20 protein-coding genes and 1 tRNA gene are annotated in these 26,581 nt (G+C 50.5%); 9 read left to right on the plus strand and 12 right to left on the minus strand.

Going from position 1 to position 26,581, the window contains the following annotated elements:
• Nucleotides 1-46 precede the first annotated feature (46 nt).
• The 3 genes from HMPREF9442_RS16820 to HMPREF9442_RS12915 form a co-directional block, all read right to left on the minus strand.
• Nucleotides 47-1,828 (minus strand): hypothetical protein, encoded by a 1,782-nt coding sequence (locus tag HMPREF9442_RS16820; protein ID WP_008629392.1) that lies wholly within the window; start codon nt 1,826-1,828, stop codon nt 47-49.
• Nucleotides 1,798-3,249 (minus strand): conserved domain protein, encoded by a 1,452-nt coding sequence (locus HMPREF9442_RS16825; RefSeq protein WP_008629393.1) that lies wholly within the window; start codon nt 3,247-3,249, stop codon nt 1,798-1,800. Before HMPREF9442_RS16825 ends, HMPREF9442_RS16820 begins: the two co-directional genes overlap by 31 nt.
• Before the next feature lie 181 nt (nt 3,250-3,430).
• Nucleotides 3,431-4,363, minus strand: coding sequence for a carbohydrate kinase family protein (locus HMPREF9442_RS12915; protein ID WP_008629395.1), 933 nt, complete (start codon nt 4,361-4,363; stop codon nt 3,431-3,433).
• A gap of 215 nt (nt 4,364-4,578) precedes the next feature.
• Between HMPREF9442_RS12915 and HMPREF9442_RS12920 the strand changes: the two genes are divergently transcribed.
• Nucleotides 4,579-6,573, plus strand: a complete 1,995-nt coding sequence (locus HMPREF9442_RS12920; protein WP_008629397.1) for a DEAD/DEAH box helicase — start codon at nt 4,579-4,581, stop codon at nt 6,571-6,573.
• A 79-nt stretch (nt 6,574-6,652) separates the two neighbouring features.
• Here the strand turns inward: HMPREF9442_RS12920 and HMPREF9442_RS12925 are convergent, their stop codons facing one another.
• Genes HMPREF9442_RS12925 through HMPREF9442_RS12940 form a run of 4 tightly spaced genes read right to left on the minus strand, consistent with a single transcriptional unit; the run spans nt 6,653 to nt 12,996 of the window.
• Nucleotides 6,653-8,818, minus strand: coding sequence for a S46 family peptidase (locus HMPREF9442_RS12925; RefSeq protein WP_008629399.1), 2,166 nt, complete (start codon nt 8,816-8,818; stop codon nt 6,653-6,655).
• Between the two features lie 18 nt (nt 8,819-8,836).
• Nucleotides 8,837-10,231 (minus strand): TIGR00341 family protein, encoded by a 1,395-nt coding sequence (locus HMPREF9442_RS12930; protein WP_008629400.1) that lies wholly within the window; start codon nt 10,229-10,231, stop codon nt 8,837-8,839.
• 5 nt (nt 10,232-10,236) lie between these two features.
• Nucleotides 10,237-11,739, minus strand: a complete 1,503-nt coding sequence (locus tag HMPREF9442_RS12935; RefSeq protein WP_008629402.1) for a lipopolysaccharide biosynthesis protein — start codon at nt 11,737-11,739, stop codon at nt 10,237-10,239.
• Between the two features lie 21 nt (nt 11,740-11,760).
• Complete coding sequence (locus HMPREF9442_RS12940) at nt 11,761-12,996, minus strand: nucleoside recognition domain-containing protein (RefSeq protein WP_008629404.1); 1,236 nt, start codon at nt 12,994-12,996, stop codon at nt 11,761-11,763.
• 94 nt (nt 12,997-13,090) lie between these two features.
• Here HMPREF9442_RS12940 and ruvB point away from each other — a divergent pair, with 94 nt between their 5' ends.
• The 5 genes from ruvB to HMPREF9442_RS12965 all read left to right on the plus strand — a co-directional run bounded on the left by ruvB (nt 13,091) and on the right by HMPREF9442_RS12965 (nt 16,868).
• Nucleotides 13,091-14,125, plus strand: a complete 1,035-nt coding sequence (gene ruvB / locus HMPREF9442_RS12945) for a Holliday junction branch migration DNA helicase RuvB (RefSeq protein ID WP_008629409.1) — start codon at nt 13,091-13,093, stop codon at nt 14,123-14,125.
• Nucleotides 14,126-14,139: 14 nt separating this feature from the next.
• A complete protein-coding gene (gene ybeY / locus HMPREF9442_RS12950; RefSeq protein ID WP_008629410.1) occupies nt 14,140-14,565 on the plus strand; it encodes an rRNA maturation RNase YbeY in 426 nt (141 codons plus the stop codon).
• Nucleotides 14,566-14,578: 13 nt separating this feature from the next.
• A complete protein-coding gene (gene crcB, locus HMPREF9442_RS12955) occupies nt 14,579-14,956 on the plus strand; it encodes a fluoride efflux transporter CrcB (RefSeq protein ID WP_008629411.1) in 378 nt (125 codons plus the stop codon).
• A gap of 102 nt (nt 14,957-15,058) precedes the next feature.
• A complete protein-coding gene (locus HMPREF9442_RS12960) occupies nt 15,059-15,952 on the plus strand; it encodes a glycerophosphodiester phosphodiesterase family protein (RefSeq protein ID WP_008629412.1) in 894 nt (297 codons plus the stop codon).
• A 133-nt stretch (nt 15,953-16,085) separates the two neighbouring features.
• Nucleotides 16,086-16,868 (plus strand): class I SAM-dependent methyltransferase, encoded by a 783-nt coding sequence (locus HMPREF9442_RS12965; protein ID WP_008629413.1) that lies wholly within the window; start codon nt 16,086-16,088, stop codon nt 16,866-16,868.
• A gap of 567 nt (nt 16,869-17,435) precedes the next feature.
• On the opposite strand, the gene HMPREF9442_RS12970 is transcribed toward HMPREF9442_RS12965, so the two are convergent.
• The 3 genes from HMPREF9442_RS12970 to HMPREF9442_RS12980 form a co-directional block, all read right to left on the minus strand.
• Nucleotides 17,436-18,188, minus strand: coding sequence for a DUF1349 domain-containing protein (locus tag HMPREF9442_RS12970; RefSeq protein ID WP_040603151.1), 753 nt, complete (start codon nt 18,186-18,188; stop codon nt 17,436-17,438).
• A gap of 170 nt (nt 18,189-18,358) precedes the next feature.
• Nucleotides 18,359-18,440, minus strand: a tRNA-Leu gene (locus HMPREF9442_RS12975).
• 84 nt (nt 18,441-18,524) lie between these two features.
• Complete coding sequence (locus tag HMPREF9442_RS12980; RefSeq protein WP_008629416.1) at nt 18,525-21,068, minus strand: glycoside hydrolase; 2,544 nt, start codon at nt 21,066-21,068, stop codon at nt 18,525-18,527.
• 203 nt (nt 21,069-21,271) lie between these two features.
• On the opposite strand from HMPREF9442_RS12980, the gene HMPREF9442_RS12985 reads away from it, so the two are divergent.
• Together HMPREF9442_RS12985 and HMPREF9442_RS12990 are read left to right on the plus strand one after the other, a co-directional pair.
• Complete coding sequence (locus HMPREF9442_RS12985; RefSeq protein WP_008629417.1) at nt 21,272-21,946, plus strand: nitroreductase family protein; 675 nt, start codon at nt 21,272-21,274, stop codon at nt 21,944-21,946.
• Nucleotides 21,947-22,036: 90 nt separating this feature from the next.
• Entirely contained in the window at nt 22,037-23,122 is a 1,086-nt protein-coding gene (locus HMPREF9442_RS12990; protein WP_008629418.1) for a mannose-1-phosphate guanylyltransferase, read from the plus strand.
• A 78-nt stretch (nt 23,123-23,200) separates the two neighbouring features.
• On the opposite strand, the gene HMPREF9442_RS12995 is transcribed toward HMPREF9442_RS12990, so the two are convergent.
• Entirely contained in the window at nt 23,201-23,608 is a 408-nt protein-coding gene (locus HMPREF9442_RS12995; RefSeq protein ID WP_008629426.1) for an HIT family protein, read from the minus strand.
• 5 nt (nt 23,609-23,613) lie between these two features.
• A complete protein-coding gene (gene greA / locus HMPREF9442_RS13000) occupies nt 23,614-24,081 on the minus strand; it encodes a transcription elongation factor GreA (protein WP_008629428.1) in 468 nt (155 codons plus the stop codon).
• 444 nt (nt 24,082-24,525) lie between these two features.
• Between greA and HMPREF9442_RS13005 the strand changes: the two genes are divergently transcribed.
• Nucleotides 24,526-26,511, plus strand: a complete 1,986-nt coding sequence (locus HMPREF9442_RS13005; protein WP_008629432.1) for a beta-L-arabinofuranosidase domain-containing protein — start codon at nt 24,526-24,528, stop codon at nt 26,509-26,511.
• The last annotated feature ends 70 nt before the right edge of the window (nt 26,512-26,581 follow it).

Here is a 26,581-nt window from a genome sequence, read left to right on the forward strand (position 1 = left end):
ATGTTGCGTAACCGGGAGATTTTTATGCCTGCATCTTTTGGCCTTACTACCTTACAATGAGTTTGTATCCGTTTACGATGTAGATGCCTTGTGGCAGTCCGTCAAGCGAAGTGGCCTGTTGGCGTACGCGGATTCCGCTGAGGCTGTACACGTCTGCTGGAGTGGCGAAAGGTCCGTCCAACTGTGCCTTGTCGGCCACGGTCTGCCGAATGCTAGTCACCTGGTCGGGCGACATGGTGCCGTAATAGTACAGGCGGAAGTTGTCGAAAATGGTCCAGTAAGCGGCCTGCACTTCCTCGCACCGCATGCCGACTTTCATTTTGGAATCATCCTCATCCAATTGCGTCACGACTCCGTTATCGTAAAGTTCGGCTGCGAAATAAAAGCTGGCGGCTTGCATGTTGTTCGGCACGTAACGGGTGGGGTTGGAGCCTACAGCCGTTTCGCTTCCGCCCAGTTTTTTGGTTTGTGCCTCAGCGGCGATGTTTTGTATTTTGGCTTCTTCGTCGCCTGCATAGATGACTACGTTGACATTGTCCTGTCCTGCGGTGAAAGCTTTGTACACGTCTTCTGTATTTCCCGGGCGTTGGAATGCTTGTCCCTTAAACTGGTAAGTTCCTGCCGGTAGTGCCGTGAGGGTCTGGTTGAAGTCGAATGTTTTCTCGAAGAATTCCCCGCAGGAGAAAGAGATGGCCGGTTTGGTGGACCATCCTTCCCCGTCCTTGAGGCTGGCATCAGACATGAGGAATGTGATGTCGAAGGGGTGCTCCACACTTTTGGGGGTGGCTTCGGCCAGAAATGCCATACCGGCAGCCAAGGCTTCTTCGGTCAGTGTGGCGATGGCTTCGGTGGTGGTTTCAGCCTGGTTGGCTTTTTCCTCTATTTCCGAGAGTTTGGTTTGTAGCGCGGCATCCGTTCCGCTTGCGTCTTCCGTGTGTGGGGTTTCTGCCAATGCCTTGATATGTGCCAACATTTCCTCGAGTTCGGCCTTGCGTTCGTCCTTGATAGCCTGGTCGAATGCCTGAAGCCCTTCGCCGGAGAGTATGACCCAGCGTTGCTCCTTGGACGAATTGCTGATATTGAATGCTTCCGTGACGATTCTTCCTCCGGCATTGGAACCCATGCAATTCGGGTTGAGCACCTTTTCCGGATGTATGATCCAATATCCCCGTGTCGTGAGGGCATGGCCTTCGGTGCCGATGTTGACGTCGATGCGCCCTTTCATGAAATGGAATTTCTCGTCTACGGCGGGAAGGTCTTTTTCCTTGGTGAGGAATTTCTTTCTTGAAGCGTTATAGGTCAGATACTTGCCTGTCCCCACGTTTTGGAGCGAGTAATAAGAGGTTTTCGGGTCGAAAGTGATATACCATGCCGCGTTGTCATCGGCTTCGGCTTCGGCAGCTGTCATTTCCTCGCACTTGACGGTCGTCGTGTTAGGGTTGGCCACCAGATAGGAGGAATATAGGCCGGCATCCTCGTCCTCGTTCTTGAGGTAGTACTTTACGTTGTCCTCCTGTTCGAACACGTAAGCGGGGGTAGAGAATCCTCCGGTGGGTGGCAATCCGTCTTCTCCGAGTCCTTGCGTAATCAGGCCGTTTGCGATATAAAGTGCTTCGCTGCCTGTATCCTCGTGTGCACCGTTGATGCCGTAAGGCCACATGTGGGTGTTGTCTCCCGTCATGACAGCTGAGGGGTTGTTGTCCCAGAAGCGCAGTACTTCATTGGCGCGGTCTCCCAACCAGTCGCCCCGGTCACCGTTGGCTCTCATGTTGCCGTCCCACCAAATGGCGTGTTGCCCTACACCGATGGCATGTCCCATTTCGTGCATGATGGTACCTGTGCGTTGGTAACTGGCGTTGGGGCCCTGCAGTCTGCCGTGGGAGTGCCCGACCCGAAATTGACGCTTAAATGCAATCCTTGTATGCTGGTCAGGTTGTTCCAGTACTCTACGGCGGAACCTACGGCTGCGTTGATGCGTGCATTGGATTCGGCATCTCCCCCGTTGTTGTAGGACCACGTAATGGTTCCTTTTGGTATGGTGATGACTTTGATGGCATCGCCGTAACCCACGGCGTACCCTTTGGTCAAGGCATACGCCCGTATGTAATAAATGGTAGAAGGGGTCAGGTTCCTCAATACGTAGATGTGTCCGTTGTTCTCTATATATTCGGTGGTCCGGTTGTCCAATATGGTAGGCTCAGGTTCCGTACTCCAACAGAAACCATGTTCTACAAGTTCTGTTTCAGGCACCCCTGTGATGGTACTCCGTCCGAATGCCATGGTGGAACCGCGTGCATACCGCGTGTCGGTCACGACGGCAGGCGTGTCACCGGTTGGGTTAGCTATTCGGAAAGCCAAAAGGGCTGTCCCTAATTTTTCAACGGCTGTTGCTAAATCTTCCGCGTTTGCATCCAAGTTTTCAGCTAAGGCTTGCGCTTCTTGGATAACGGCGTGGAATTCAGCCGCCCCGTTCAGGGTTCCGTCACCGTAAGCCTCAAGTGACTTGTCTATAGCGGCTTGCAATTCCTGATAGGCGTGGATGGAGGTTTGCGCGGCTTCGGTGGCTTGGCGCAGGCGAATGGCTACGGGAGCCATATTGTCGTCCGTAGTGCTGTTTAGTTCCTGACGTGCGGCTTCGAGTGCCGCGTTCAATTCCTTGAGCACGTCTTTTTGCATCTTTTCGGATACCAGTGCCTGGCCTTTTTCAATGCGGCGTTGCAATTCCTCTTGGATTTCAGCCAAATCGTTATTGAGTGCGTAAAGCCGGAAATTGTCACAGGCAACCCAGTTGCCTGTGGCGTTCTCGGTCTTGAAACCTATGGTGGCTTGTCCTTCGATGACCGTGAATTCAAGGGAGTAATCGTTAGCGGCTCCGACGGCTACTTGTGCGTTGCCGGCAAAGACATACGCTCCACTTTGTGTGGCAGGGCTGTTTTGTTGGATGTTTTGCGCAGCCGCAGTCAACTTGTAGACTCCGTTCTTCAGCGTAGTCAGAGTTTGGCTGACATGGCAGTCGGCCACTTGGCCGCCTTGTCCTGTCCATCGTTCCACGTACGTGTTACCCTCTTTTAACTGGAAAGAGGTGTTGGTCTGGCTTTGCATGCCGCTGTTTTCCCAATCCGTGAACTGGTTTTCAAAACTTGGGTTTTTCAAATAGGTTTCCGTCACATCCGTTTGTGCGAAAATCGGTTGGGGGCTCCAACAAGCCAAAGTCCCAATCATCAAGAGATGGAAGAATCTGTTTTTCATTCCACAGAAATTTAAGTTAATAATAATGTCCTGTTTCCTGGTGTGATTGTTGGAACAGGTTTGAATAAAGTCTCAATATTGTACGCAAAATTAGCTTTTAAAATGTCTAAGGCATGTCAATTATGTTGAAAATGATGGTAACTATGTTGATTTATCTTGTTCCGGAGACCTCTTTTTGCCGTTATGGCATCTTTCGGGCCATTTGCCGTCCGAAGTCTTCGTCGATGGAATTATGTATGCTGGCACAGGCGTTGGCTGCAAACCGGATGCCGCATGTCACGGCGTGTTCCCACTGTGCTTCGGAAAGGTCTGGCAAACCGGTACGGCGGATGCCATAGCGTATCAATCCGTAAATGAATCCGGCATTGAAGTTGTCACCGGCTCCGATGGTGCTTACCGTGCGCACGGGTGGTACCGGAAAACGGGAACTCCCTTTTGGGGTGCACAGCATGATGTTTTCCGCACCGCAGGTATAGAGGAACAACGGGCAGTAGGGCGCGATATGGCGGTGGTAAATTTCTTCCGCGTCGCGTAGGCCGTACATAACCTCAAAGTCGTCGGCCGAACCGCGTACCACAGTGGCTAACCGGAAATTTTCATGGATGGCCGGAAGCAGTTCCTTTATGCGGTCTTGGTATGTGCGTCGGAAATTCAGGTCGTAATACAAGATGGCACCTTGTCCGTGCGCGTATTCCAAAAAAGCCTTGACCTGCGGGCGGATGTGCGGATTGAGTGCATAGTAGGAACCGAACTGCACGATGTCATCGGCCTCCACCGTGGGGTGGATGAAGCCCTTCAACGTACGTGGCGGTTGTTTGTAGAACATGTAATGGGCATCGTTCCGTTCATCGAGGAAAGCCAACGACACGGCAGACTGGATATCGTCGCGCATCCGCAGGAAACTGGCATCCACATGGTTGGCGTTCAAGAAATCCGCGATACGCCGTCCCACTTCATCGTGTCCCGTTTCGCCGACGAAAACAGCCGGGATGCCTGCCCGTCCGATGGAGATAATACTGTTGAACGACGAGCCTCCCGGTACAGCTGCCGTGGGTTGTTCCCCGTGGAAAATGATGTCCATGATGGTTTCGCCCATCCCAATGACTTTGCGCATGAATGTCTAGTTTAGAAACAAGTGAATGCAAACATACGATAAAAAAGTGGAATAAGTCGTAGAAAAAAGTGAAAAAAACGAAGATTTGTCGTATCTTTGCGCACCTAATTTTTAGGGAAGGCGGTTTTCAGGCGTGATGATACACTGAAGGGTTGTTTTTGTATGTAGTATGCGCCGTGCGCTGCCTTTGGTGTACTAATTTAATAATTAACGTATTGAAAACTTTTGAGGAGCTTGGTGTTTCTGCGGAAATCAGACAAGCTATTGAGGAAATGGGGTATGAACACCCGATGCCGGTACAGGAGGAAGTGATTCCTTATTTACTGGGAGTGAATAACGATGTTGTGGCACTGGCGCAGACCGGTACAGGGAAGACGGCGGCTTACGGCCTTCCTGTTTTGCAGAAAGTGGATGCTAGCCGGAACGAAACGCAGGCTTTGATCTTAAGTCCCACCCGAGAACTTTGTTTGCAGATAGCGGATGATTTGGAGAACTACTCCAAGTACTTGCCCGGTGTGCGCGTGTTGCCGGTGTACGGCGGTGCGAACATCGAACCGCAAATCCGTACGCTGAGGAAGGGCGTACAGGTCATTGTGGCTACGCCGGGCCGTCTGATCGACCTGATGGAGCGCAAGGCAGCTTCGTTGGAGCATGTGGAAAACGTGGTGTTGGACGAGGCTGACGAGATGCTTTCCATGGGGTTCACGGAGAGTATCGACAAGATTCTGGCCGGAGTGCCCGAAAATCACAACACATTACTCTTCTCTGCCACGATGAGCCGTGAGATAGAGCGTATCTCGAAGAAATACTTGCGCGATGCCAAGGAAATCGTGGTAGGTTCGCGTAATGAAGGAGCAGAAACGGTGAACCATGTGTATTACATGGTGCATGCCAAGGACAAATATCTGGCATTGAAACGCATCGTGGACTATTATCCCAAGATTTATGCCATTATTTTCTGTCGCACGCGTTTGGAAACGCAGGAAGTGGCAGATAAATTGATACAGGATGGGTACAATGCCGACTCGTTGCACGGGGATCTTTCGCAGCAACAACGTGACCTGACGATGCAGAAATTCCGCCAACACCGCGTACAGTTCCTCGTGGCTACCGACGTGGCGGCGCGAGGACTCGACGTGGAAGACTTGACGCACGTCATCAATTACGGTATGCCGGACGACATCGAGAATTACACGCACCGCAGCGGGCGTACGGGGCGTGCAGGCAAGAAAGGGACGAGCATTTGTATCGTTCACACGCGCGAACGTTCCAAAATCCGCGAGATAGAAAAGGTTATCGGCAAGGAGTTTGTGAAGGGAGAGATGCCCAGTGGCAAGGAAATCTGCGCCAAACAATTATATAAGGTAATAGATGACATCGAGCGTGTGGAAGTGGATGAGGAGGAAATCGAACAGTTCCTGCCCGAAGTGTACCGCAAGTTGGAATGGCTCGACAAGGAAGACCTCATCAAGCGTGTGGTGAGCCGGGAGTTCGGACGTTTCCTGCAATACTATGCCAACGCGCCTGAAATCAGCGAACCGACGGGACGTGGGGAGAAAGGCGGCAAGAAAGGCCAACGCGGCGGGCGCAAGCCCGAAGAGGGATACACCCGGTTGTTCCTTAACGTGGGTAAGGTGGACGGTTTCTATGCCAAAGAGGTGATGAAACTGGTGAACGACCATGTGCAAGGCAAGGTAGAAGTCGGGCGTATCGACCTGATGAAGAGCTTTTCTTTCTTTGAGGTGCCCGACGGTGAGGCCGACCGCGTGTTGCACGGGCTTTCCGGTGTGCAGGTGAAGGGACGTAAAGTCAACGTGGAAGTGGCTACCGGAGAGGCTCACGAGGCCGGAGATGGTAAGTCGAACCGTCGGTCCGGCCGTGGCGGTCGGGGCGGTGGGGACGCAAAGGGTGGTCGCGACCGCAAGAGACGCGGTGGAGGAAAAACCTATGAGGAGGCCATGTCCGGCAAAAGGAAAGGCAAGAAGGACAAGGATGTTGCCAATAAGGATAATGCACGGAAAGCAGCCAAGCCGTCTCGTGAGGAACGGGGTTACACCGAACCACGTGGTAAGAAATATACGAAAGATGATTGGAAACAGTTCTTTCAACCACAAGGCGGAAAAGATTTGCCGCAAGGAGGAAAGGACTTGGTAGGTGATGAGCCGGACTTCTCGGAAGAAGGATGGGCACGCCGCTTCCCGAAAAAATAAGCAATAATGCAAGACTCCCGGTTTGCTACAGATATGCAAACCGGGAGTCTTGCATTATTGCTTGCCGTTTCTTTGTTTTTTATCGTGCACCTATTTCTTGGATGAGACGTTCGGCTCCTCCCCATCGGTCGATGATGTAGAGTACATAACGGATGTCCACACCGATGCAACGGGTCAAATCCTGTGTGAAAGTAATGTCGCTACTCAAGGCATCCCAGTTGCCGTCGAAAGCCAGTCCGATAAGTTCGCCTTTGCCGTTGAACATCGGGCTACCGGAATTTCCGCCGGTGATGTCATTGTTCGTCAGGAAACAGAGCTGCATTTCGCCGCTTTCCTTGTCTTTGTAAGGGCCGAAGTCGCCTTTTTCAAACAGGACCTTTACTTCCGGTTCCACCTTATATTCGTCGATTTTGTCGCTTTGTGCGACTTTATCCAACAGGCTCGGCATGGTAGTAAAGTAGTTCTGGTGTCCGGCAGCACTGGTGTAGTCGTCTACGAAGCCGTAACTCAGGCGCATGGTCGAGTTCGCATCCGAATAATGCGGTTGGTCCATTTCCATTTCAAGTATGGCTTCGCAAAGCAGTCTTTCCTTTTCTGCCACATCCATGTTGTACTGGCTGATTCCGTCAGATACCTTTCCGCCAAGTTCCATCACGCTCTTCAGGCATTTCAGTGCCATGTCATTATCTTTTTGTTCTTGGGTCAGCGTCAGGTTGACACAGTTTGTGTCGGTCAGGACCGACTGTTTGAACATGGCATCCACGTAGGCGCGGATGTCGTTATCGTATTCCTTTTCTATCGTCTGATAGAAGTCCGGCAGATATTCGGGTTTTACTTGTTTGGCGTAGTTGTCCATCAAGGCCGTCATCGTTTCCTTGTCGACCTCTTTGTTCCAGTCCTTGTATTGTTGACGCAGACGGTTTTTCCACGTTTCCTTTCCCGTTTCTTCTCCTGCGCTTTGCAGGTTGTTGAAGTACATGGCGATACGCAGCAAGTCGGGACCTCCAAGGAAAGACTCGTTGAGGAACGCGATGGCACGGTTACCGTCTTTGCGGGCTGCGTACGCTTTTTCGAGTTCGGGAGCCAAGTTACCAAAGTTTTCCTGTCTTTTTTTGCTTTTTTGTGCCCATTCGTTGATTTGTTGTTCTTGTTTTTTCTTCTGTTCTACGACTTTCAACTCTTTAAGGGCCTTGTTCATGCCGATGCTGTTTTTCCAATAGTTGGAACTGTTGGCATATTTGGAAGCGTACTGCAAACGGATTTTCGGATCACTGTCCATCCATTTCTTCCATATACTTTGCTTTAAGCCGCGTACATTGATTCGGGATTCGTTGGTATTCTCCATGCGTTCCACGATTCCGTAAGAAGAGAGATAACGGTTAGTACGTCCGGGATAGCCGATGGTCATACAGTAGTCTCCTTTTTTGAAACCATCCAAAGATACTTTAGCATAACGTTCGGCTTTCAACGGGCGGTTGTCCGCATTGTATCCGGCAGGTTGGTTATCCTTATCGGCATAAATGCGGAAGACACTGAAGTCACAGGTTTGGCGCGGCCACATCCAATTGTCCGTTTCACCGCCGAACTTGCCTAAGCTTTGAGGCGGCGCGAACACAAGGCGGATGTCATCGTATTGTTTATATACGTTGACGTAGAAAGCGTTTCCCGTGTAATAAGGACTGACTTCGCAAACCAACTCCGGGTATTTTTTCGCATATTCGTTTTCTATGGCCAGGCAGATGGAATCCACACCGTTCCAACGCATTTTTTCCTTGGCATTTTCACCCAATGTGGCCATCTCGGCGGCATGTTCCTTGTAGTATTTGTCCAAAGCTTTGTTTACCCGTTTAGTGATGTCTTCCGTCCTTTGCAGTATCTGTACATAGAGACCTTTTGCCGGAAGTTCTTCCGCTTGGGTGCGGGCCACGAATCCATTCTTCAGGATGTCGTTTTCAGGTGTGGCCAAAGCCTGTATGTTGCCGAAGCCACAGTGGTGGTTTGTAAAGACCAAACCATCCGGTGAGACAACGACACCGGAACAGAAACCGCCAAAACTTACCACAGCGTCTTTCAGCGAGGTCCCTTTCGTATTATACAATTCCTTTTCGCTCATTTGCAGTCCCAAATCTTTCATGACCTTCATGCTTTTGGGTGAAATGTGGCTGAGCATCCACATGCCCTCGTCGGCCTTCATACCGTTGAGGCCACAAACGAAAGCGAGTAACGTTAAAAACTTTTTCTTCATGTTTATTTGTTAATAGGGTTATTTGTCGTTATTTTCTATTTTAGTCCCGACGATGAGTTTCATGTCGGGTGTTTTAAGTCTGGTTTTCAGCCATTCTTCCATCTTCTCGCGCGTCTCGGTATTCAGTTTCTTTTTTAGGGTGAGGCTGACTAAGGTCAGTGAATCCTTTTGCAGGCTGTCACTAACAGCATAGGAGAAAGTGCGGGCAATGCTGACACGAGCCGCTTCTGGAAAGAGCGTAGCCATTTCCGCGCTGATGGACTGAGCCTGTAATTCGGTCTTTTTGTAAACGTCCAGTTCTTTTTGCAGTTTGTCCGCACGTTGTTGTTCGTTGGCTAAGAGTTGCGCGTTTTTGTCGGCTTGCCTGCTTGCCGGATCATTCAGCATGGTCTTCAGTTCGCTGGCACTAAGATTTTTTGTTCCTTGTACAATGGATAGTTTGGCATCTTCCAGTCCGAAATTTTCCATTTGGCTTTTCATTCGGGTTAATTCTTTTTCGGGGATTTCTTCACCGATGGTCACGAGGCGGATTTCTTTGGTATGATAGTCCACTTCTTTGGCTATTACCTGAGTTTGTTCCGATGTGACGACTTGTGCCACGAAGTTGTTGGCTTTGCTAGTGAAAAAGTTTTCACGTACCAACATGTAAGTCAGCAAGGTTGAGGGTAACATCGTCAATACAGCGATGGTGACGATGATGTGTTTCACTCTTTTTTCCCGTTGTTTGTCCACGAACACCTTCTTCTTGAAGTCGAAGATGTTGACTCCGATGAAAGTGGCAAGGCTTATGAATATGGAGTTAATCAGATAGAGATAGAAAGCTCCGGCGGCGTAAATCCAGTTTCCGGTGGCTATGCCGAAGCCTGTGGTACAAAGGGGAGGCATGATGGCTGTGGCTATGGCTACGCCTGGGATTACGTTACCGCCTCGTTGCCCGGTGCTGCACAAGGCCACGATGCCGGCCAATCCGCCGAATAAGGCGATGAGCACATCGTAAATGGTGGGCGAGGTGCGGGCCAAAAGTTCCGACTGGGCTTCATCTATCGGGGTGATGGCAAAATAGAACGTGGCAGTGAGTACGCTGAAAATGGTGGCCGTGGCGAAACTTCGGAACGCCCTTTTGAGCAATTCGAAATCATTGATACCTACGCCTAATCCCATGCCCATGATAGGTCCCATGAGAGGTGAAATCAACATGGCACCGATGATGACGGCGGCCGAGTTGGTGTTCAGCCCTAAAGAAGCCACGAAGATGGCAAAAATCAGAATCCATAGATTGGCACCCCGGAATTCCACGCTGGCCTTGATGGAAGCTATCGTTTCTTCTTCGGGAGCTTTGTCGTTACGTAAGCTCAGCAACCTACGAATGAACAGGTTGAGGTAACCTCGTTCCTTTTTTGTCTTGTTTTCCATTGCTTTTATTTTTGAGGTTTACGAAAATATTTGCCGATGACCGGTAGGCTTCGTACCGGTAGGTCGTGTTTCAGGATATGTCCGACGAAGAGCAGGATGAGCACCGTGTTGATGCCCAACCGTGTCCATACGGGCCATTCTTCGGGCGTACCGGCCATGATGGCGTAGAAGCCCCCGGCAATCAGTACGTAGATGCCGATGGATTTCAACGGATAGCGGACGGGATTTTTCTTCTGTCCCACGATGTAGGACAGGAGCATGGCTGTGGCGTATCCGGCGAAACCGCCCCAGGCACAAGCCATGTAGCTGTATGTCGGGATAAAGACGATGTTGACTGCAAAGAGGACCAAACAACCGGCAGTCGAGAACCAGGCCCCCCAAATCGTCTTGTCGATGAGCTTATACCAAAACGAAAGGTTGAAGTATATCCCCATCATGATTTCGGCAGCCATGACAATGGGGACAACACGTAAGCCAGGCCAATAATCGGGTGCTATGATGCGTTTCAGGATGTCCATGTAGCCGATGACGCAGAGGTATGCCAGAAGGGTGAAGATGATGAAGAATTTCATGGCTGAGGCATAGGTCTCCCCACTGTTCTTGTCCTTAGCCTTGCCGAACACGAACGGCTCGTAAGCATAGCGGAAGGCTTGGGTAATCATGGCCATTATCATGGCAATCTTCACGCAGGCACCGTAGATGCCTAGTTCGGACTTGGCCGTTTCTGCGTCACCGTACACCAACGGGAAGATGATTTTGTCGGCCGTCTGGTTCAGGATGCCTGCAATGCCAAGAATCAGGATGGGCCAACTGTAGCCCAACATGCGTTTCATTAGCCGGGTGTCGAACCGATATTTGAATCCTGTCAGTTCGGGAATGAAAAAGAAGGTGATGAACGATGTACAGGCAAGGTTCAGGATGAAGGCATATCCCGGTCCGACAGACGGGTCATAGATTGCGCCCACCCATGCGTGGCGGACGTACAATGCCGGAAGCACGACGAAATAAAGGATGTTCAACGTGATGTTGAGCACGATGAACAGCATCTTCAACGCAAAAAACTTGATGGGACGGTGTTGGTAGCGCAGCCATGCGAAAGGAATAGATTGAAAGGCATCCAAGGCTACCGTGACCGCCATGACACCCACGTATTCCGGGTGTTCGGCATACCCCATGGCAGAAGCTATCGGATTAAGGAAAGAGAGTACGAGCAAGGCAAACAACAGAGACAGGCCACCTACCATGGTGAGTGTCGTGCTATAGACGGTTTGCGGGTTTTCCCCCTCTTTGTTGGCAAAACGGAACAGCGTGGTTTCCATGCCGAACGTGAGGATGACCATCAAAAGCGCCACGTAGGCATAAATGTTGGTCACGATGCCATAGCCTCCGCTTTCTACGGTCATCTTGGCCGTATAGAGCGGAACCAGCAAATAGTTCAGGAATCTTCCGATGATGCTGCTTAGTCCGTAGATGGCGGTGTCTTTGGCCACCGATTTCAATTCTGCCATATTTCGTCCGTTTTGTTTCTATTATGCCCCGAAAAAGAGATAAGCCACACCGATGGCGGACACTATACCTGCCAAATCGGCCAACAGGCCGCAAGCCACGGCATGCCGCGTGCGGGTGATGCCCACGCTGCCGAAGTAAACGGCCAATATATAAAAGGTGGTGTCTGTCGCGCCTTGGAAAATACAGCTCAACCGCCCCACGAAGGAGTCGGCGCCATAGGTTTCCATGGCATCCACCATCATGCCGCGCGCCCCGCTGCCGCTCAGCGGTTTCATCAGTGCGGTAGGCAAGGCACCGACAAAGCCTGCATCGCCGCCGCAGGCTTTGACGACAGCGGCGATGCCGTCTGTCAACAAGTCCATGGCACCCGAAGCACGGAATACCCCGATGCCCACTAAGATGGCGACTAAATAGGGAATGATGCGTACGGCTGTGGTAAAACCGTCTTTTGCTCCTTCGATAAAAGCGTCGTACACGTTAACGCGTTTTCTGACACCGGCAGCCATGAAAGCAATGATGATGCAGAACAGCAACACGTTGGCGATAGTCGTGCTCCACAAGTTCATTTCTTCTTTGTCCAACCGGCTGAAGCCATACACGATGCCGGCCACGGCCAGACAGGCCCCTCCCAATGCCAGTACGACCACCCTGTCTAGCAGGTTGATGCGTTGATAAAGGCAGGTGACGATGATACCCGTCAGCGTGGAGGCAAAGGTCGCCAACAGAATCGGGATGAACACGTCCGTGGGCTGTGCCGCTCCCATTTGGGTCCGGTAAACCATGATGCTGACAGGGATGATGGTCAGTCCCGAAGTGTTCAGCACGAGGAACATGATCATCGGGTTGCTAGCTGTGTCTTTTTTCGGGTTCAGTTCCTGAAGGCTTTCCATGGCTTTCAGTCCCAAGGGCGTGGCCGCATTGTCCAGTCCCAACATATTGGCAGAGATGTTCATGAAAATGTTTCCGATGACGGGATGGTTCTTGGGAATGTCCGGGAAGAGCTTGCAGAAGAGCGGGCTGAGGCCGCGTGCCAATATATTGACCACTCCGCCCCGTTCCCCTATTTTCATGATGCCCATCCAAAGCGAGAGCACGCCGGTCAGGCCGAGGGAAATCTCGAAAGCCGTCTTGGCGGAACTGAACGTGGAGTCCATGATGGCCGGAAACACGCCGGCATCGCCTGCGAATACCAACTTCCCTGCCGCGATGAGGAATGCGATGCCGAAGAATGCCACCCAGATGTAATTCAGAACCATAGAAATCTCTCGTTACATGATTGAAAGGCAAAGTTACATAAAAAATGGGACGCATGCCCGTTTTGTGCGGAAAAGATGCTATCTTTGCCGCACAATGGAAGAAGATTTCGACATACGCCGTTCCTCAAACTCGTCTGCCGAGCGCGAGTTCGAGAATGCCTTGCGTCCGCTCCAGTTCGGGGATTTCAGCGGACAGTTGAAGGTGGTGGAAAACCTGAAAGTTTTCGTCGAGGCTGCCAAGTACAGGGGCGAGCCCCTCGACCATACTTTGTTGCACGGTCCTCCGGGATTGGGGAAGACCACGTTGAGCAACATCATAGCCAACGAACTGGGCGTGGGTTTCAAGGTCACGTCCGGCCCTGTACTGGACAAGCCGGGCGATTTGGCCGGTATCCTGACTTCGCTGGAGCCGAACGACGTGCTCTTTATCGACGAAATCCATCGGCTTAGTCCCGTAGTGGAGGAATATCTTTATTCCGCCATGGAGGACTACCGGATAGACATCATGATAGACAAAGGCCCGTCGGCGCGCAGCATACAACTCGATTTGAATCCCTTCACGTTGGTGGGTGCCACTACGCGCAGCGGCCTGCTTACCGCTCCCCTCCGTGCCCGTTTCGGCATCAACCTGCATCTGGAGTATTATGACGCTGAGGTGCTTTCGCGCATCGTGGAACGTTCGGCGCACATTCTTTCCGTACCCATCGAGCACGATGCTGCCATGGAGATTGCCGGACGCAGCCGTGGAACCCCCCGTATCGCCAATGCGCTTTTGCGGCGTGTGCGCGATTTTGCCCAGGTGCGCGGCACGGGACGGGTGGACATGGCCATTGCACGTTATGCATTGGAAGCTCTGAATATCGACCGCTACGGACTGGACGAGATAGACAACAAGATTCTGCTTACCATTATTGATAAGTTCAAGGGCGGGCCGGTTGGCATTACGACCATCGCCACGGCCATCGGGGAAGATGCGGGGACGGTGGAAGAGGTGTATGAGCCTTTCCTGATTAAAGAAGGGTTCATCAAGCGCACGCCGCGCGGACGGGAGGTGACGGACATGGCTTACAAGCATTTGGGGCGCAGCCGTTTCACGACGGAGTTGCAAGGCAGTTTGTTTGACGATTAAAACATAGGAAAGAGATGGTTACTTACAATACGGACGGCGTGAAGATGCCCTCCATCAAGAAACGCGAAAACACGGCCTGGGTGAAAGCCGTGGCTGCGAGTTACGGCAAAAGGGTAGGCGAGATTGCCTATATCTTCGTGGACGACGAGAAGATTCTGGAGGTGAACCGCCAGTATCTCGGGCACGATTATTACACGGACATCATCACGTTTGATTATTGCGAAGGTGACGTGATTTCGGGCGACCTCTTCATCAGCCTCGACACGGTGCGGACCAACGCCGAGCAGGTGGGGGCAACCTACGAAGAGGAACTGCACCGTGTCATCATACACGGTATCCTGCACCTTTGCGGCATTAACGACAAGGGGCCGGGCGAACGTGAAATCATGGAGGCGGCCGAAGACAAGGCTTTGGCTTTGCGTTCTTCATTGGCCCAATGACGGGAGGAGGCAAATGTGGAAGACCTTGTTGTGCGTCGGAGCCGGTAGTTTCGTGGGCGGCATGGCCCGCTACGGGCTGACCCGGTGGGTCTCGGCGGGCAATTTTACTCATCTCCCGTTGGGAACGATGGTCGTCAATGTGGCGGGTTGCCTGTTCATCGGCTTGTTGTACGGTTGGTTTGAGCGGGCGGATGTCTTGTCCCCCGAGTGGCGTTTGTTCCTCACGGTGGGCTTTTGCGGAGGGTTTACCACCTTTTCCACGTTCGTACACGAGAACTACATCCTTATCCTTTCAGACAAGTTCTGGTCGTTTGCCGCATACGCGGTGTTGAGCTTTGCCTTGGGGCTGTTGGCCGTGTGGTTCGGCCATTTTCTGGTGCGTGTTTTCTGATTTTCCCTCTGGAGACACAAGATTGTCAATCTTAGACGTAAATCTTTTCCGGCGTTTCCCACGGAAAGGACTACTTTTACTCCGGTTAAACATGAAAGGGAAATGAAAAAGATTCTTTTTACGGTTGGGCTGTGGTGTCTGGCACTGTGCGTACAGGCTGACGGGCATATCAGCCGGTTGAGGGCGGAACTGCAAGACAGCCGCTCCGATTATGTATTCGTCGTGGCCCACAGGGGCGACTGGCGGCATGCGCCCGAGAACTCCGTGGCGGCCATCAAAGGGGCAGCAGACATGGGGGTGGACATGGTGGAGATTGACATCCAGCGGACGAAGGACGGCGGTTTCGTGCTGATGCACGACGGGAACATCGACCGTATGACGGATGGTAAAGGCAACGTGGCAGACTACACGGTGGAGGAACTGAAGCGTTTCCGCCTGCGCCGGGCGGACGGAAGTCTTTCGGACGAGACCATACCCACGCTGGAGGAAGCCCTGACGGCTTGCAAGGGGACGGTGCTGGTGAACATCGACAAGGGCGGAGATTACCTGTCCGAGATTGCACCGATTATCCGCAAGACGGGTACGGAAGACCATGTGGTGCTGAAGGGGCGCGGCACGGTAGAGGAGGTGGAACGGCAGCTTTCCGGCTACAAGGACATTCTTTATATGCCCGTGGTGGATCTCGATGGTGAGGGCGCGATACCCTACGTCGCTTCGTTCCTTTCCGCATTCCGCCCACAGGCCGTGGAGGTTATTTTCAAGACAGACCGTTTTGCCAAGTTGTCCTACTTGCCGGTGATAGCCGCATCGGATTGCCGTGTCTGGATCAATACGTTGTGGGCGAGCCTGTGCGGCGGCCATGAAGACGGGAAAGCCCTGTCCGACCCCGATGCCCACTGGGGCTGGGTGCTCGACCGTGGGGCCTCTGTCATACAGACCGACCGTCCGGAAGAGTTGATTGAATATTTGAAGAAGAAAGGGAGAAGGAACCTTTGAACCAGTCCGGTTCCCGCCGTGGAGCCTGAACGGTAAGATGGAAAAAGAGGTTGTCTGGAAGATTTTATCCGGACAGCCTCTTTAATATAATAGTTTTTTATTAACTTTGGCGAAAATAAAATGAGAATTTAACATGCAAGAGCGCCATTCCGACCGCGAACGTTATTTTGACGAGCAGGCCCGTACGACAGAGAAATATTATATTCCTTATATCCGTAAATGCTTCCCTGAACTTCCGCAAGAGGTGTTGGAAGTGGGTTGTGGCGAAGGGGGTAACCTGTTCTCGTTCGCGAAGTTGGGTTGTTCGGTGACAGGAGTGGACATTGCTGCCGGACGTGTTGCCGAGGCCCGTAAGTTTTTTGCCGAGAGAGGGGCGGAAGGTACTTTTGTCGCGTCCGACATTTTCAAATTGACGGAACTGGAGCATAAATTCTCCCTGATATTGGTGCACGATGTGATAGAGCATATCAACGACAAGGCCGGTTTCCTGAAAGGCCTGAAACGCTATCTTGCGCCGGGCGGCGTGGTGTTTATGGCCTTTCCGGCATGGCAAATGCCTTTCGGCGGCCACCAGCAAATAGCGCACAGCAAGGTGGTGTCTCATTTCCCGTTCCTTCATCTTCTGCCTTTTCCACTCTATAAGGGCGTGTTGGCCGCAGCCGGTGAAGACGGGCCGACCATCCGCGAACTGATGAACATCAAGCGCACACGTTGCCCCATAGAGAAGTTTCAGGCGGCATTGTATGCCACCGGCTATCGGGTCGTAGACCGGCAACTCTATTTCATCAATCCGCATTACGAGACGAAATTCGGCCTGAAGCCCCGTAAGCTCCATGGTGCGCTTTCCGTCCTGCCATACGTGCGTAATTTTTTCAGTACAAGTTGTTTCTATCTCGTGCAGCCCGAAAGAGGGTGAATGCCGTTTGTCAAAATGTCATTCCGGCCTGTGCGTGGCTCGCGTATTTGGCGTAGGGTCGGGGAGTGACTTGAAATATCGCAATCTCGGGCTTCGGCGGGCATGCACGAAGATAGCTGAAAAGGCGTTGGACTGTCATAAAAGAACGGCATGTCTGGAATTGCCTGTATGGTTCGGGACGGCCTGTCGGCGTCGGTGGGTTAGGCCTTACTTTTTGACAGTCTGTTTAGACAAGTCGGAGAGGTTCAAATAGAGGAAAAAATACGTTTTGTGGTGTTTGGAAAACGGATTGGGAGAGGTTTTTTCCCGTTTTTCGTCATTTCATTTTTTCAATCTGCTGAGAATGATTTTTTTCTTTCAGCCGAATGATTTTTTATTCTCATGAGAAAAAACGGCATATATGCGATATTTTTCCGCATATATGCCGTTTGAAGTGAATATTTATGCAGCCATGCGTTCCTATCCTGCCCGTTTCCGCTTTGGGAAGATTCCGTAAGAAGCTGTTTGGGCTGACTTTTTGCCATGTCGGTCACGGCGAACGGTGACAGAATGAAAACGGTTGCCTTGTCATTCTCCCATACGGAAGTCGCTCACGGCAGTCTGTTGCAGCGAGACTTCCTCGAAAAGGCTTGTACATTCGCCCTTCTGGGGGCATTGGCTGGCGATGCCTACCCATATCTTGCCGGGATAGTAGTTTTTATAGAGCCGCACCATCTGCCATTCTTTTTGGTCAAGGGAATAATAACTGGCTATTGTGCGCGTGTCCGACGAAATCTTCAGATAGACGGAAGGTACGGTGAGCCGTTCATGGTTGTTGTCGTCGGAAGTCCCCTGGGTGCGCACCGTGACGATACGGTGGTTTCCGCGCTCGTCCTGTTCAAAAGCGAACTTCTGCCACAACGTGTCGTTGGCATACACGAAAAGGTCGGCCGCGTTGTACGTCCCCTCCGTGGTGAATCCCGGCGTCACTTTGGCCGTGAGCGTGAAAGGTTGGCTGTTGTCCACTTCCGTGAGCAGGATAGGCAGGGTGGTGTTGCTCAACTGTCCGCCGTTGGGGTCGCAAAAGAAGTCGAGTTTCTCCGTACAACGGAATTCTATTGCACGTCCGTCTTTCACGGTGACGCAAGTGTCTGCCCCGTTGAGTGCACCCGTGAAAGTGATGCCATCCATGCGGACATCGCAGGAAGCTACTTTGGCGGAAACTGCCGTCGTGTCAGCCGTGACCTCTTCCACCATGTTTTTTTCCTGATTCTTTTGTTGGCAGCTTTGCGCAGCCAGTCCGGTAACGATAAGTGCCGGGAGGATAAATGCTTTTCTCATAAATGGTATGATTATATTGGGGTTGTTTTGAATGCCTTTTGAAGGTTTCCGGTTCAAAAATACGTCGTTTTTACTTTCCGGCAAAATGAAAACAGGATGTTTTTGGGGGAATTCTCCTGAAAAAACGAAAAAAGTCAAACGATAATAAAAATCGTTTGACTTTTTCTTTGTACCCAGACCCGGGATCGAACCGGGATGGGTTGCCCCACTGGTGTTTGAGACCAGCGCGTCTACCTATTCCGCCATCTGGGCGCATCTCTCTTGATTGCGAGTGCAAAGGTAGGCGTTTTTTTTATATTTGCAAAACTTTAGCCGGATTTTTTTCTTATTCCGGCATTATTTTATGAAAATCGTTTGATGGAAGCGGGTAGAGCGGCTTATGCCACTGACGATGTAGATGCCCGGATGGAGCGGGACTCGTAGGGTCTCGTCCTGAAGTAAGGTCTGGTAAATGCAGCCTCCTGAAGGGGCATAGATGCCGAGCCTGCAAGGGGTATCCGAAAGTTTGTCTGCCCGGAGTATGTTTCCCGGTTCGCAAGTGAGACGGAAAAGGGGCCGGGATGTATCATCGGGAAAGGAGATGCCCGGAACGGCATCCGGGTTTCCGCTGTCCGGTTGGCGCATAAAGAACCATTGGCGGTGGCAGGCAGTCGGAGCGGAACCGTATTCCCACAGACCGACTGTTGTGCCGGCCGTATGATGTTCGCCTTCCAAGTCGAAAGCCTTCGACCCGTCTTCTGTCATGATTTTATAAAAGAGCCGGTCGATGGGAGTGAGGGTAAAGCTTTGTCCGGCTTGGGGAGAAGTTTCATATCCTAACGCATAGTCCGGCGAGTGGTCGGTCAGGATATCACCGTTGCCGTTGGTAAAGGTATATCCGTTTCCGTCCGGTTGCAGTTTCCAAGTTTGTTCCGGAGTGTATGACAGAGGTTGTAAAGTCACCTTGCCGCCGGATGCCTGCAGGGCTTGGTCGGCTGCGTTACGGGGGCATATCCAGTAAGGAAGGCCGGGGCGTATGGCGTTGTCGGCATCCGCGCTTTCTTCCACGGGGATGACGAACGTGATGATGCTGTAGGCTGGGAGCTTGTAGGTCAGTATGCGGTCTTCGAGTGTGTAATCGGCCGTTGGGGACAAATCCTCGGTCTCCGAGCTACGGAGTGCCGTCAGCCCGTTGCTTATGGATTCGTAAAAACTTAAATCGGCACGATGCACGACGGGTAAGGCGTTCGGATTGATGGCCACTATGATGAGGCTGTCGCCTTCCGGGTTGCGGGCTGCCAGTGTCTGTCCGTTCAACGACGTGAGGAATGTGTAGCCCGGACGGATGAATTTACTGAAGTGTTGGCGGATGGAATAGTTCTTCACCTTGTGGTAGGTCTGTTTCGTGAAGTCGCCTTGCACCAGGCACCATTGGTCGTTGCCCTCCTCCACGTATTGCCAGTCCACCCACGCCACAGGCATAATGTAACGTATGTCGTCCATCAGTTTCTGTGCCAGGTTCAGGTTTCCGGCAATACCGCTTCCGCCGCTGCCTACTTCGCTCATCCATAGACGGATGCCCTGTTCCTTGCAGAGGGCACTGATTTGGCTGCGTGCCTGCGTGGTGGCCGAGTAGGTGTGCGTGTTCCATTGTCCGACGAGGGGCAGCACTCCGGCGGCCTGATAACCTTCAAAGTCCCTGACCGACTGTGCGGCATCGGTTTCTTCCGAGGCCGAGATGACGGTGTTCAGGCCGGAGGCTTTCAGGATGGGGTGCAACACTTTGAGGAAAGCCACTTGCGAGGCAATGTCGAAATGGCATCCTTCTTGTCCTCCGTTGGCTCCCCAATAACTCGTCATCGGTTCGTTGAAAGGCGAAAGCGTACGGAACTCTATGCCGTATTCCTCTTTATAATGTCGGCACACGTCTACCAGATAATGGGCGAATGCTTCATAGTATTCCGGTTTCAGGTTGTCGGCAGACGCATCAGTATTACCCGCACAACATCCGCTGTAAGTCATGTAGTAGGGACAGGAATTGCTGAAGGCCTCGAATATGGCATCCGGACGCTTCTCTTTGATTTTCAGCATGATTTTACGTTGTGTGGCATCACGGTTCCAAATGTATTCACCGTCCGGGCTGTCTTTGAAGCCTTCCATTTCCGCACGCAGGCCTTTTCCGCTTCCCATGTGGTGCGGCGTGCAGTTCCGGTTTTGCGGGTCGTCTCCCCCACCGATGTTGTAGCGGAAAATACGGTAGTCCAGTCCGTCCGGGCTGACCAGCCAATCCACAAGTTCGTCTATCTTCTCGTCGCTCCACTTCCCGCACATGTTAGCCCACCAGCAGAGCGAGATGCCCCATCCCTCGAACTGTTGGCGGGTAACGGCCGGGTTGATGACGTAGACTGAGGTGTCGGCAGGCGGAGCCTGATGCACGTCGGTCGTAAGGTACCACAGGTGCCGGGTGTCCGTCCCGTCTTTGTCCGAATACACGGCTGACGACGCTGTCGTCCCGTCCGTTCCTAAATATTTGTTGTTGTATTTGCAGCGCAGCTTGATGAAGAACTTTCCGGAGTTCTCTATGGCATACAAGGCTTTTGCCGATGAGGGGTCGGTTGTGAAGGACGTGTTCCATTGTCCGCTCAGTGACAGATAACCTTGTCCGTCGTCCGATTGCAAGGCATAATATCCGTTGCCGTCGGGGATGAATGTAAGTTTTTGGGGCGACGGGGCATCTGCGGCTTCCAATACCGCTCCTCCTTGGGCATCTTTGGCCACATGGTTTCCACTGGAGTGCATGAGGAAAAATGCCGTGGGACTGTTGATGGTTTGTGCCAAAAGCAGGGCCGGCAACCACAGAAATATCCAACCGGCCAGATAAGTGTAAAGTCTGTTCTTCATCTGTTTTGAATTTGAAATCAGGTTGATGGGGTAAAAGTACGACGATTCTGCAAGAATAACAAGCAAATGGGGGATAAAAGTTTATAGCTGAAAGTATTTATGGCTTCTTACCGGAAGATTATGAGGAAAAAGTTGGCTTTGAAGACGTTTTTTATTAGTTTTGCGAAGACTACTTATTTATTATTTATCAAAAGAAGAAGCGTATGAATACATTGAAGAATTTTGCTTTCGGTGTGTGCTTGTGCGGCACATTCGGGTTAGGCCTGGCCCTGTTGGGGGCTTGTACATCTTCGGGTGGAAAGACGGAGACGGTTATGTCCGATAGTGTGGATACAGAGCAAGGAAATGCGGTGGTCGAGGCCATAATGTCCCGGCGCAGTATCCGTAAGTACAAAGACCAACCGGTGGAACGCGAGAAGTTGGAGACCATTGTGAATTGCGGTATCAATGCGCCTAGCGGGATGAACCGTCAGCCTTGGCAGGTGCGTGTGGTGGACAATGCCGATTATATCGATGGAATCACAGAGGTTTTCAAAAAAGCCAATCCGAAGGCGGCCGAAGAACCCGGTTTTAAGAATATGTTCCGGAATGCTCCCGCCGTGATATTCATCGCATCCCCGAAGGACGGAAGCGGCCAGTTGGACTGCGGGCTTTTAGGTGAAAACATGGTGTTGGCAGCACAGTCTTTAGGACTCGGAACTTGTTGCCTTGGCGGTCCGATTGCTTTCATGACAGGCAATCAGGAGGCCGCTTCTTATCTGGAACGTTTGCAACTCCCGGAAGATTATGTTCTGCTGTATGCCATTGCTGTGGGTTATCCAGACGAGTCTCCCGCTGCCAAACCGAGAGATGCGGAGAAGGTTAAGTTTGTGGAATAAACTGTGTATTTAAGTGATTTTAAAATTCCTTTTTCGAGTTTGTTCGTGAAAAGGGTTAACTTAGCGACAGTTTACACTAGCCTTTGAATTATGGAAGCAAAAGACCAGAATTATTGTGTGATATTGGCCGGCGGCATCGGCAGTCGTTTGTGGCCTGTAAGTCGTAAAGAGTTGCCCAAACAGTTTCTCGACTGGTTCGGAACGGGGCGTACTTTATTGCAACAGACCTACGACCGTTTTCGCAAGATTATCGATACCAAGCATATTTTTATCGTGACCAACGAGCATTATGCGGATTTGGTAAGGGAACAGTTGCCGGATGTGGCACAAGACAGAATATTGAAAGAACCTATCCGGCGGAACACCTTGCCGAGCGTGGCGTGGGCTACGACGTGTATCAGTCACCTTTGTCCGCACGCCAATGTGATAGTCTCTCCCGCCGACCAGTTGATTCTGGAGGAGAAAAACTTCGATGATGACGTGCTGAAAGGATTGGACTTCGTGGGGCATTCGGATTGTCTGCTGACCATGGGAGTAAAGCCGACCCGTCCCGATACCGGGTACGGGTATATCCAAGCCCATGAGAATATGGAGGAAGGGGCGTTTGCCCGTGTGAAGTCCTTTACGGAGAAGCCCGCGTTGGATTTTGCCCGTGTATTCATGGAAAGCGGGGAGTTTTACTGGAATACAGGGTTATATCTGTACAACGTCCGTACCATGATGAAGGCGATTCATGATTTGGTGCCAGACTATCGGGACAGCCTGACGGAGGCCATCGATGCCATTGACGAAGATGATTTCTGTCGCGTGCCGGCCCATTTCGATACCTTGCCGAACCTTTCATTGGATTATAGTATTTTGGAAAAGAGCGAGAATGTCTATGTACAGGTGTGCGACTTCGGATGGGCGGATTTGGGCTCATGGTGCTCCCTGCACAATGATACGCAGCACGACCGGCAGGACAACGTGTTGCTTAATACCGAAGCCTTGCTGTACAACAGTGAAGGGAATGTCATTTGTTTGCCTAAGGGAAGGATAGCCGTTATTGATGGATTGAAGGGCTTTGTCGTGGCAGAAAAAGGCGATGTGCTGATGATTTGCCCCAAGGATGACAGTGCGGCATTAAGGCGTATGATGACAGATGCCCAGATGAAGTTGGGAGAAGAGTTTATTTAGCTTTCTTATTATATATAAGGTATAATAAAAGCGCGGTTTCTCACGAAGCCGCGCCTTTATTTTGTCGTGTGTTTTGTGTTATCGAATACCTGCCATGTAGTTATCCGAGATAGCTTTGGCAATGGCCTTGAACTCCTCATCCGTGAACGTCAGTTTAGGGTTACTGAAAAGCATGTCCTTTTCGTTCTGCATGGGAATCAAGTGGATGTGCGCATGGGGTACTTCCAGTCCCAAAACGGCTTGTCCTACTTTGATGCAAGGAAAAGCCTTTTTGATGGCCTCTGCTACGTGCTTGGCAAAGACTTGCATCGCACCGATTTCTTCGTCTGACAAGTCGAAGATGTAATCCACTTCGCGTTTGGGAATGACCAACGTATGGCCCTTCACCAAAGGATTGATGTCGAGGAAAGCATAGAAACGGTCGTTCTCTGCGCATTTATAGCTCGGAATCTCTCCGGCTACGATTTTACTGAATATGGTAGCCATGGCGGTTATTCAAATGAAATGTTCGTGATTTCCAGTTGTACGGTGCCGTGCGGGATTTTGATTTCTGCCACGTCGCCTACTTTCTTGCCTAACAAGCCTTGCGCGATGGGGGTCTGCACAGAGATTTTGCCTTCTTTCAGGTTGGCTTCCGTTTCAGACACGATGGTGTATGTCATCTTCATGTTGTTCTTCACATTGCGCATTTCTACCTTGGACAGGATTTGTACTGTGTCGGCTTTCAGTTTCGAGGTGTCGATGATTTTGGCATCCCCGATGACTGCTTTCAGCTGGTTGATTTTCATTTCCAACATAGCCTGATGCTCTTTGGCGGCATCGTATTCCGAGTTTTCACTCAGGTCACCCTTGTCGCGTGCCTCTGCGATGGCTGCCGAAGCTGCCGGACGTTCGATGGTTTCCATTTCTTTGAGTTGGGCCACCAGTTTGTCGTAGCCCTCTTGTGACATATAAGCCATAATTATTCCTCCTTAATTATTATTATGCGTTTTTACTTGAAAAGATAAAAACAAAAGAATTCCGGCCTTAATCAGCCGGAACCCTTTTGCCTTTTCCTTTAATGATTCGATGCAAAGTTAAGCTTTAAAATCTGAATCACAAAGATTTTTGCATTTTTTTCTATTTTGCCGGGAATGGGGATGGGGAAAAAAGTATTAAAAACAGGTTATGAATGATTTTTGGCTCTTTTTTGCACGATTCTGCTCCTTGCTTTCCTTGCTATACCCTTATCTTTGTGGTACAGAACCAAGAATACATTAATCAGTGCAAATGGCTAAGAAAATTAGCATTATGATGTATTGTCGGATGAGAAGTGGAATTGCCGGTAAATGAAAACCACCGAAGAAATTCAATATGGTGGAAAGAAAACATATTAACCATAAAACAATTCATTATTAGAAAATATGAATATGAAAATTTATGCAGTTTTAGTATTAGTCTGTTTGATGACGAAACTTAACGCCAGAAGTCATGACAAAGTCGTGTTATTGGAGAATCCGGTTCCCGTTTCTTCTGTGAAGAATATAACAGGTTTCTATGGAGGACGCATGAAGTTGAACCGTGATATTTATCTGAAGAATTTTCCTATAAACAGATATGTGGATTTTATCGTGGAACGACAGCATATCCAGTGGGACTGGACAAAAGCCGAACAACATGGCAAATGGATTGAATCCGCCTATTTGTCGGCTATTCAGGGTGGTGATGATGAACTGTTATCGAAGGCTCATGCTGTATTGAAACGTATTATTGACTCACAGGAAGATAATGGTTATTTGGGAGCTACGGCCCGGAGTTATCGTTCTGGCAAAAGACCTGTCAGGGGTATGGATGCCTATGAATTATACTTTGTTTTTCATGCCTTTATGACAGTATACGAACAGACTGGAGATGAAGAGGCACTGGTCGCTGTTGAAAAGTTGGCAGATTATTTTTTGAAATATTTTGGTCCCGATAAGTTGGAATTTTGGCCTTCGGATTTGTGGGCACCGGAGAATAAGCGCAAACGGGTGGATGCCTTGTCTGATTTTGCAGGGCATGGAGTACATTATTCATGGGAAGGAACATTGCTTTGTGACCCTGTCGCACGGTTATATGAACTGACCGGAAAGAAGAAATATTTGGATTGGAGCAAATGGGTCGTTGGCAACATTGACAAATGGAGCGGTTGGGATGCTTTTTCCCGATTGGATTCTGTGGCAGACGGCACATTGGGGGTTGACGAACTTCAGCCTTACGTGCATTCACATACGTTCCAAATGAATTTTATGGGTTTTCTTCGCCTATATCGTATTACAGGCGACAAGTCTTTGTTCCGTAAAGTAGAGGGAGCGTGGGAGGATATCCACAAGCGCCAAATGTATATTACCGGTGGAGTCAGCGTGGCTGAACATTATGAACACGGCTATGTAAAACCGGTATCGGGGAATGTGGTTGAGACTTGTGCCACAATGTCATGGATGCAACTTACGCAGATGTTATTGGAACTGACCGGGGAGTCTAAATATGCGGATGCAATGGAACGTTTGATGATGAATCATGTATTTGCCGCTCAAGATTGCGAGACTGGTACTTGCCGTTACCATACAGCCCCGAACGGAACGAAGCCCGCTAGTTATTTTCACGGTCCTGACTGCTGTACGGCAAGCGGGCACCGTATCATTTCCATGTTGCCCACTTTTATGTATGCGGAAAGAGGTAAGGAGTTTTTTGTGAACCAGTATCTGCCGTCCCATTATATAGGAAAGGATTTCGCTTTTCAGATTTCCGGTAATTATCCGGAGGCGGAGAATATGGAGTTGACCGTCCTTTCAGAGAAGGCTGTTGACAGGGTGTTGAATCTGCGTATTCCCAGTTGGTGTAAGGCTCCTCGGGTATCTGTAAATGGGAAAAATGTGATAGGCGTGGAACCGGGGACTTATTTAAAAATATCCCGTAAATGGTCTAAAGGGGACAAGGTTAGTATTGTCTTTCCTATGGAGGAAAGGTGGGTGATGCGTGAACACCATAGCAAATACACTACTTATACACTTCCCAGGGGAGAGATTATGTATAAAGAAGAACCGACGGACAGAATTCCATACGCTTTTCTACGTGGTCCTATGGTTTATTGCTTGGATATGGTGTGGAACAAACAACTTTGTAACGATGATGTGGACTTGGCAAAGGATATACGATTGAATGTAAGCGTTAAGCCATCTGTGGTGGATAAGCCTTATGCCAATATGGTAGGACCTGTTTATCGTACGAAAGCATTGTATAAAGGAAGTGAAGTGGAAGTCTTGCTCACACCGTTTGTTGACATCGGGCAATGGTTCCGTCCGTCCGGACAGAAACCGGAAAAGAATGCAGAGATGTTTACTTACGGTATTTGGTTGTATAAGGAATAGGTGTTTAGTCTCTTATAAAAAGCATGTGGGGTGTAAGAAACAGACTATGTTATCATTTTAATCTTAAAAA

The sequence above is a fragment of the Paraprevotella xylaniphila YIT 11841 genome, assembly GCF_000205165.1.
Taxonomy (GTDB): domain Bacteria; phylum Bacteroidota; class Bacteroidia; order Bacteroidales; family Bacteroidaceae; genus Paraprevotella; species Paraprevotella xylaniphila.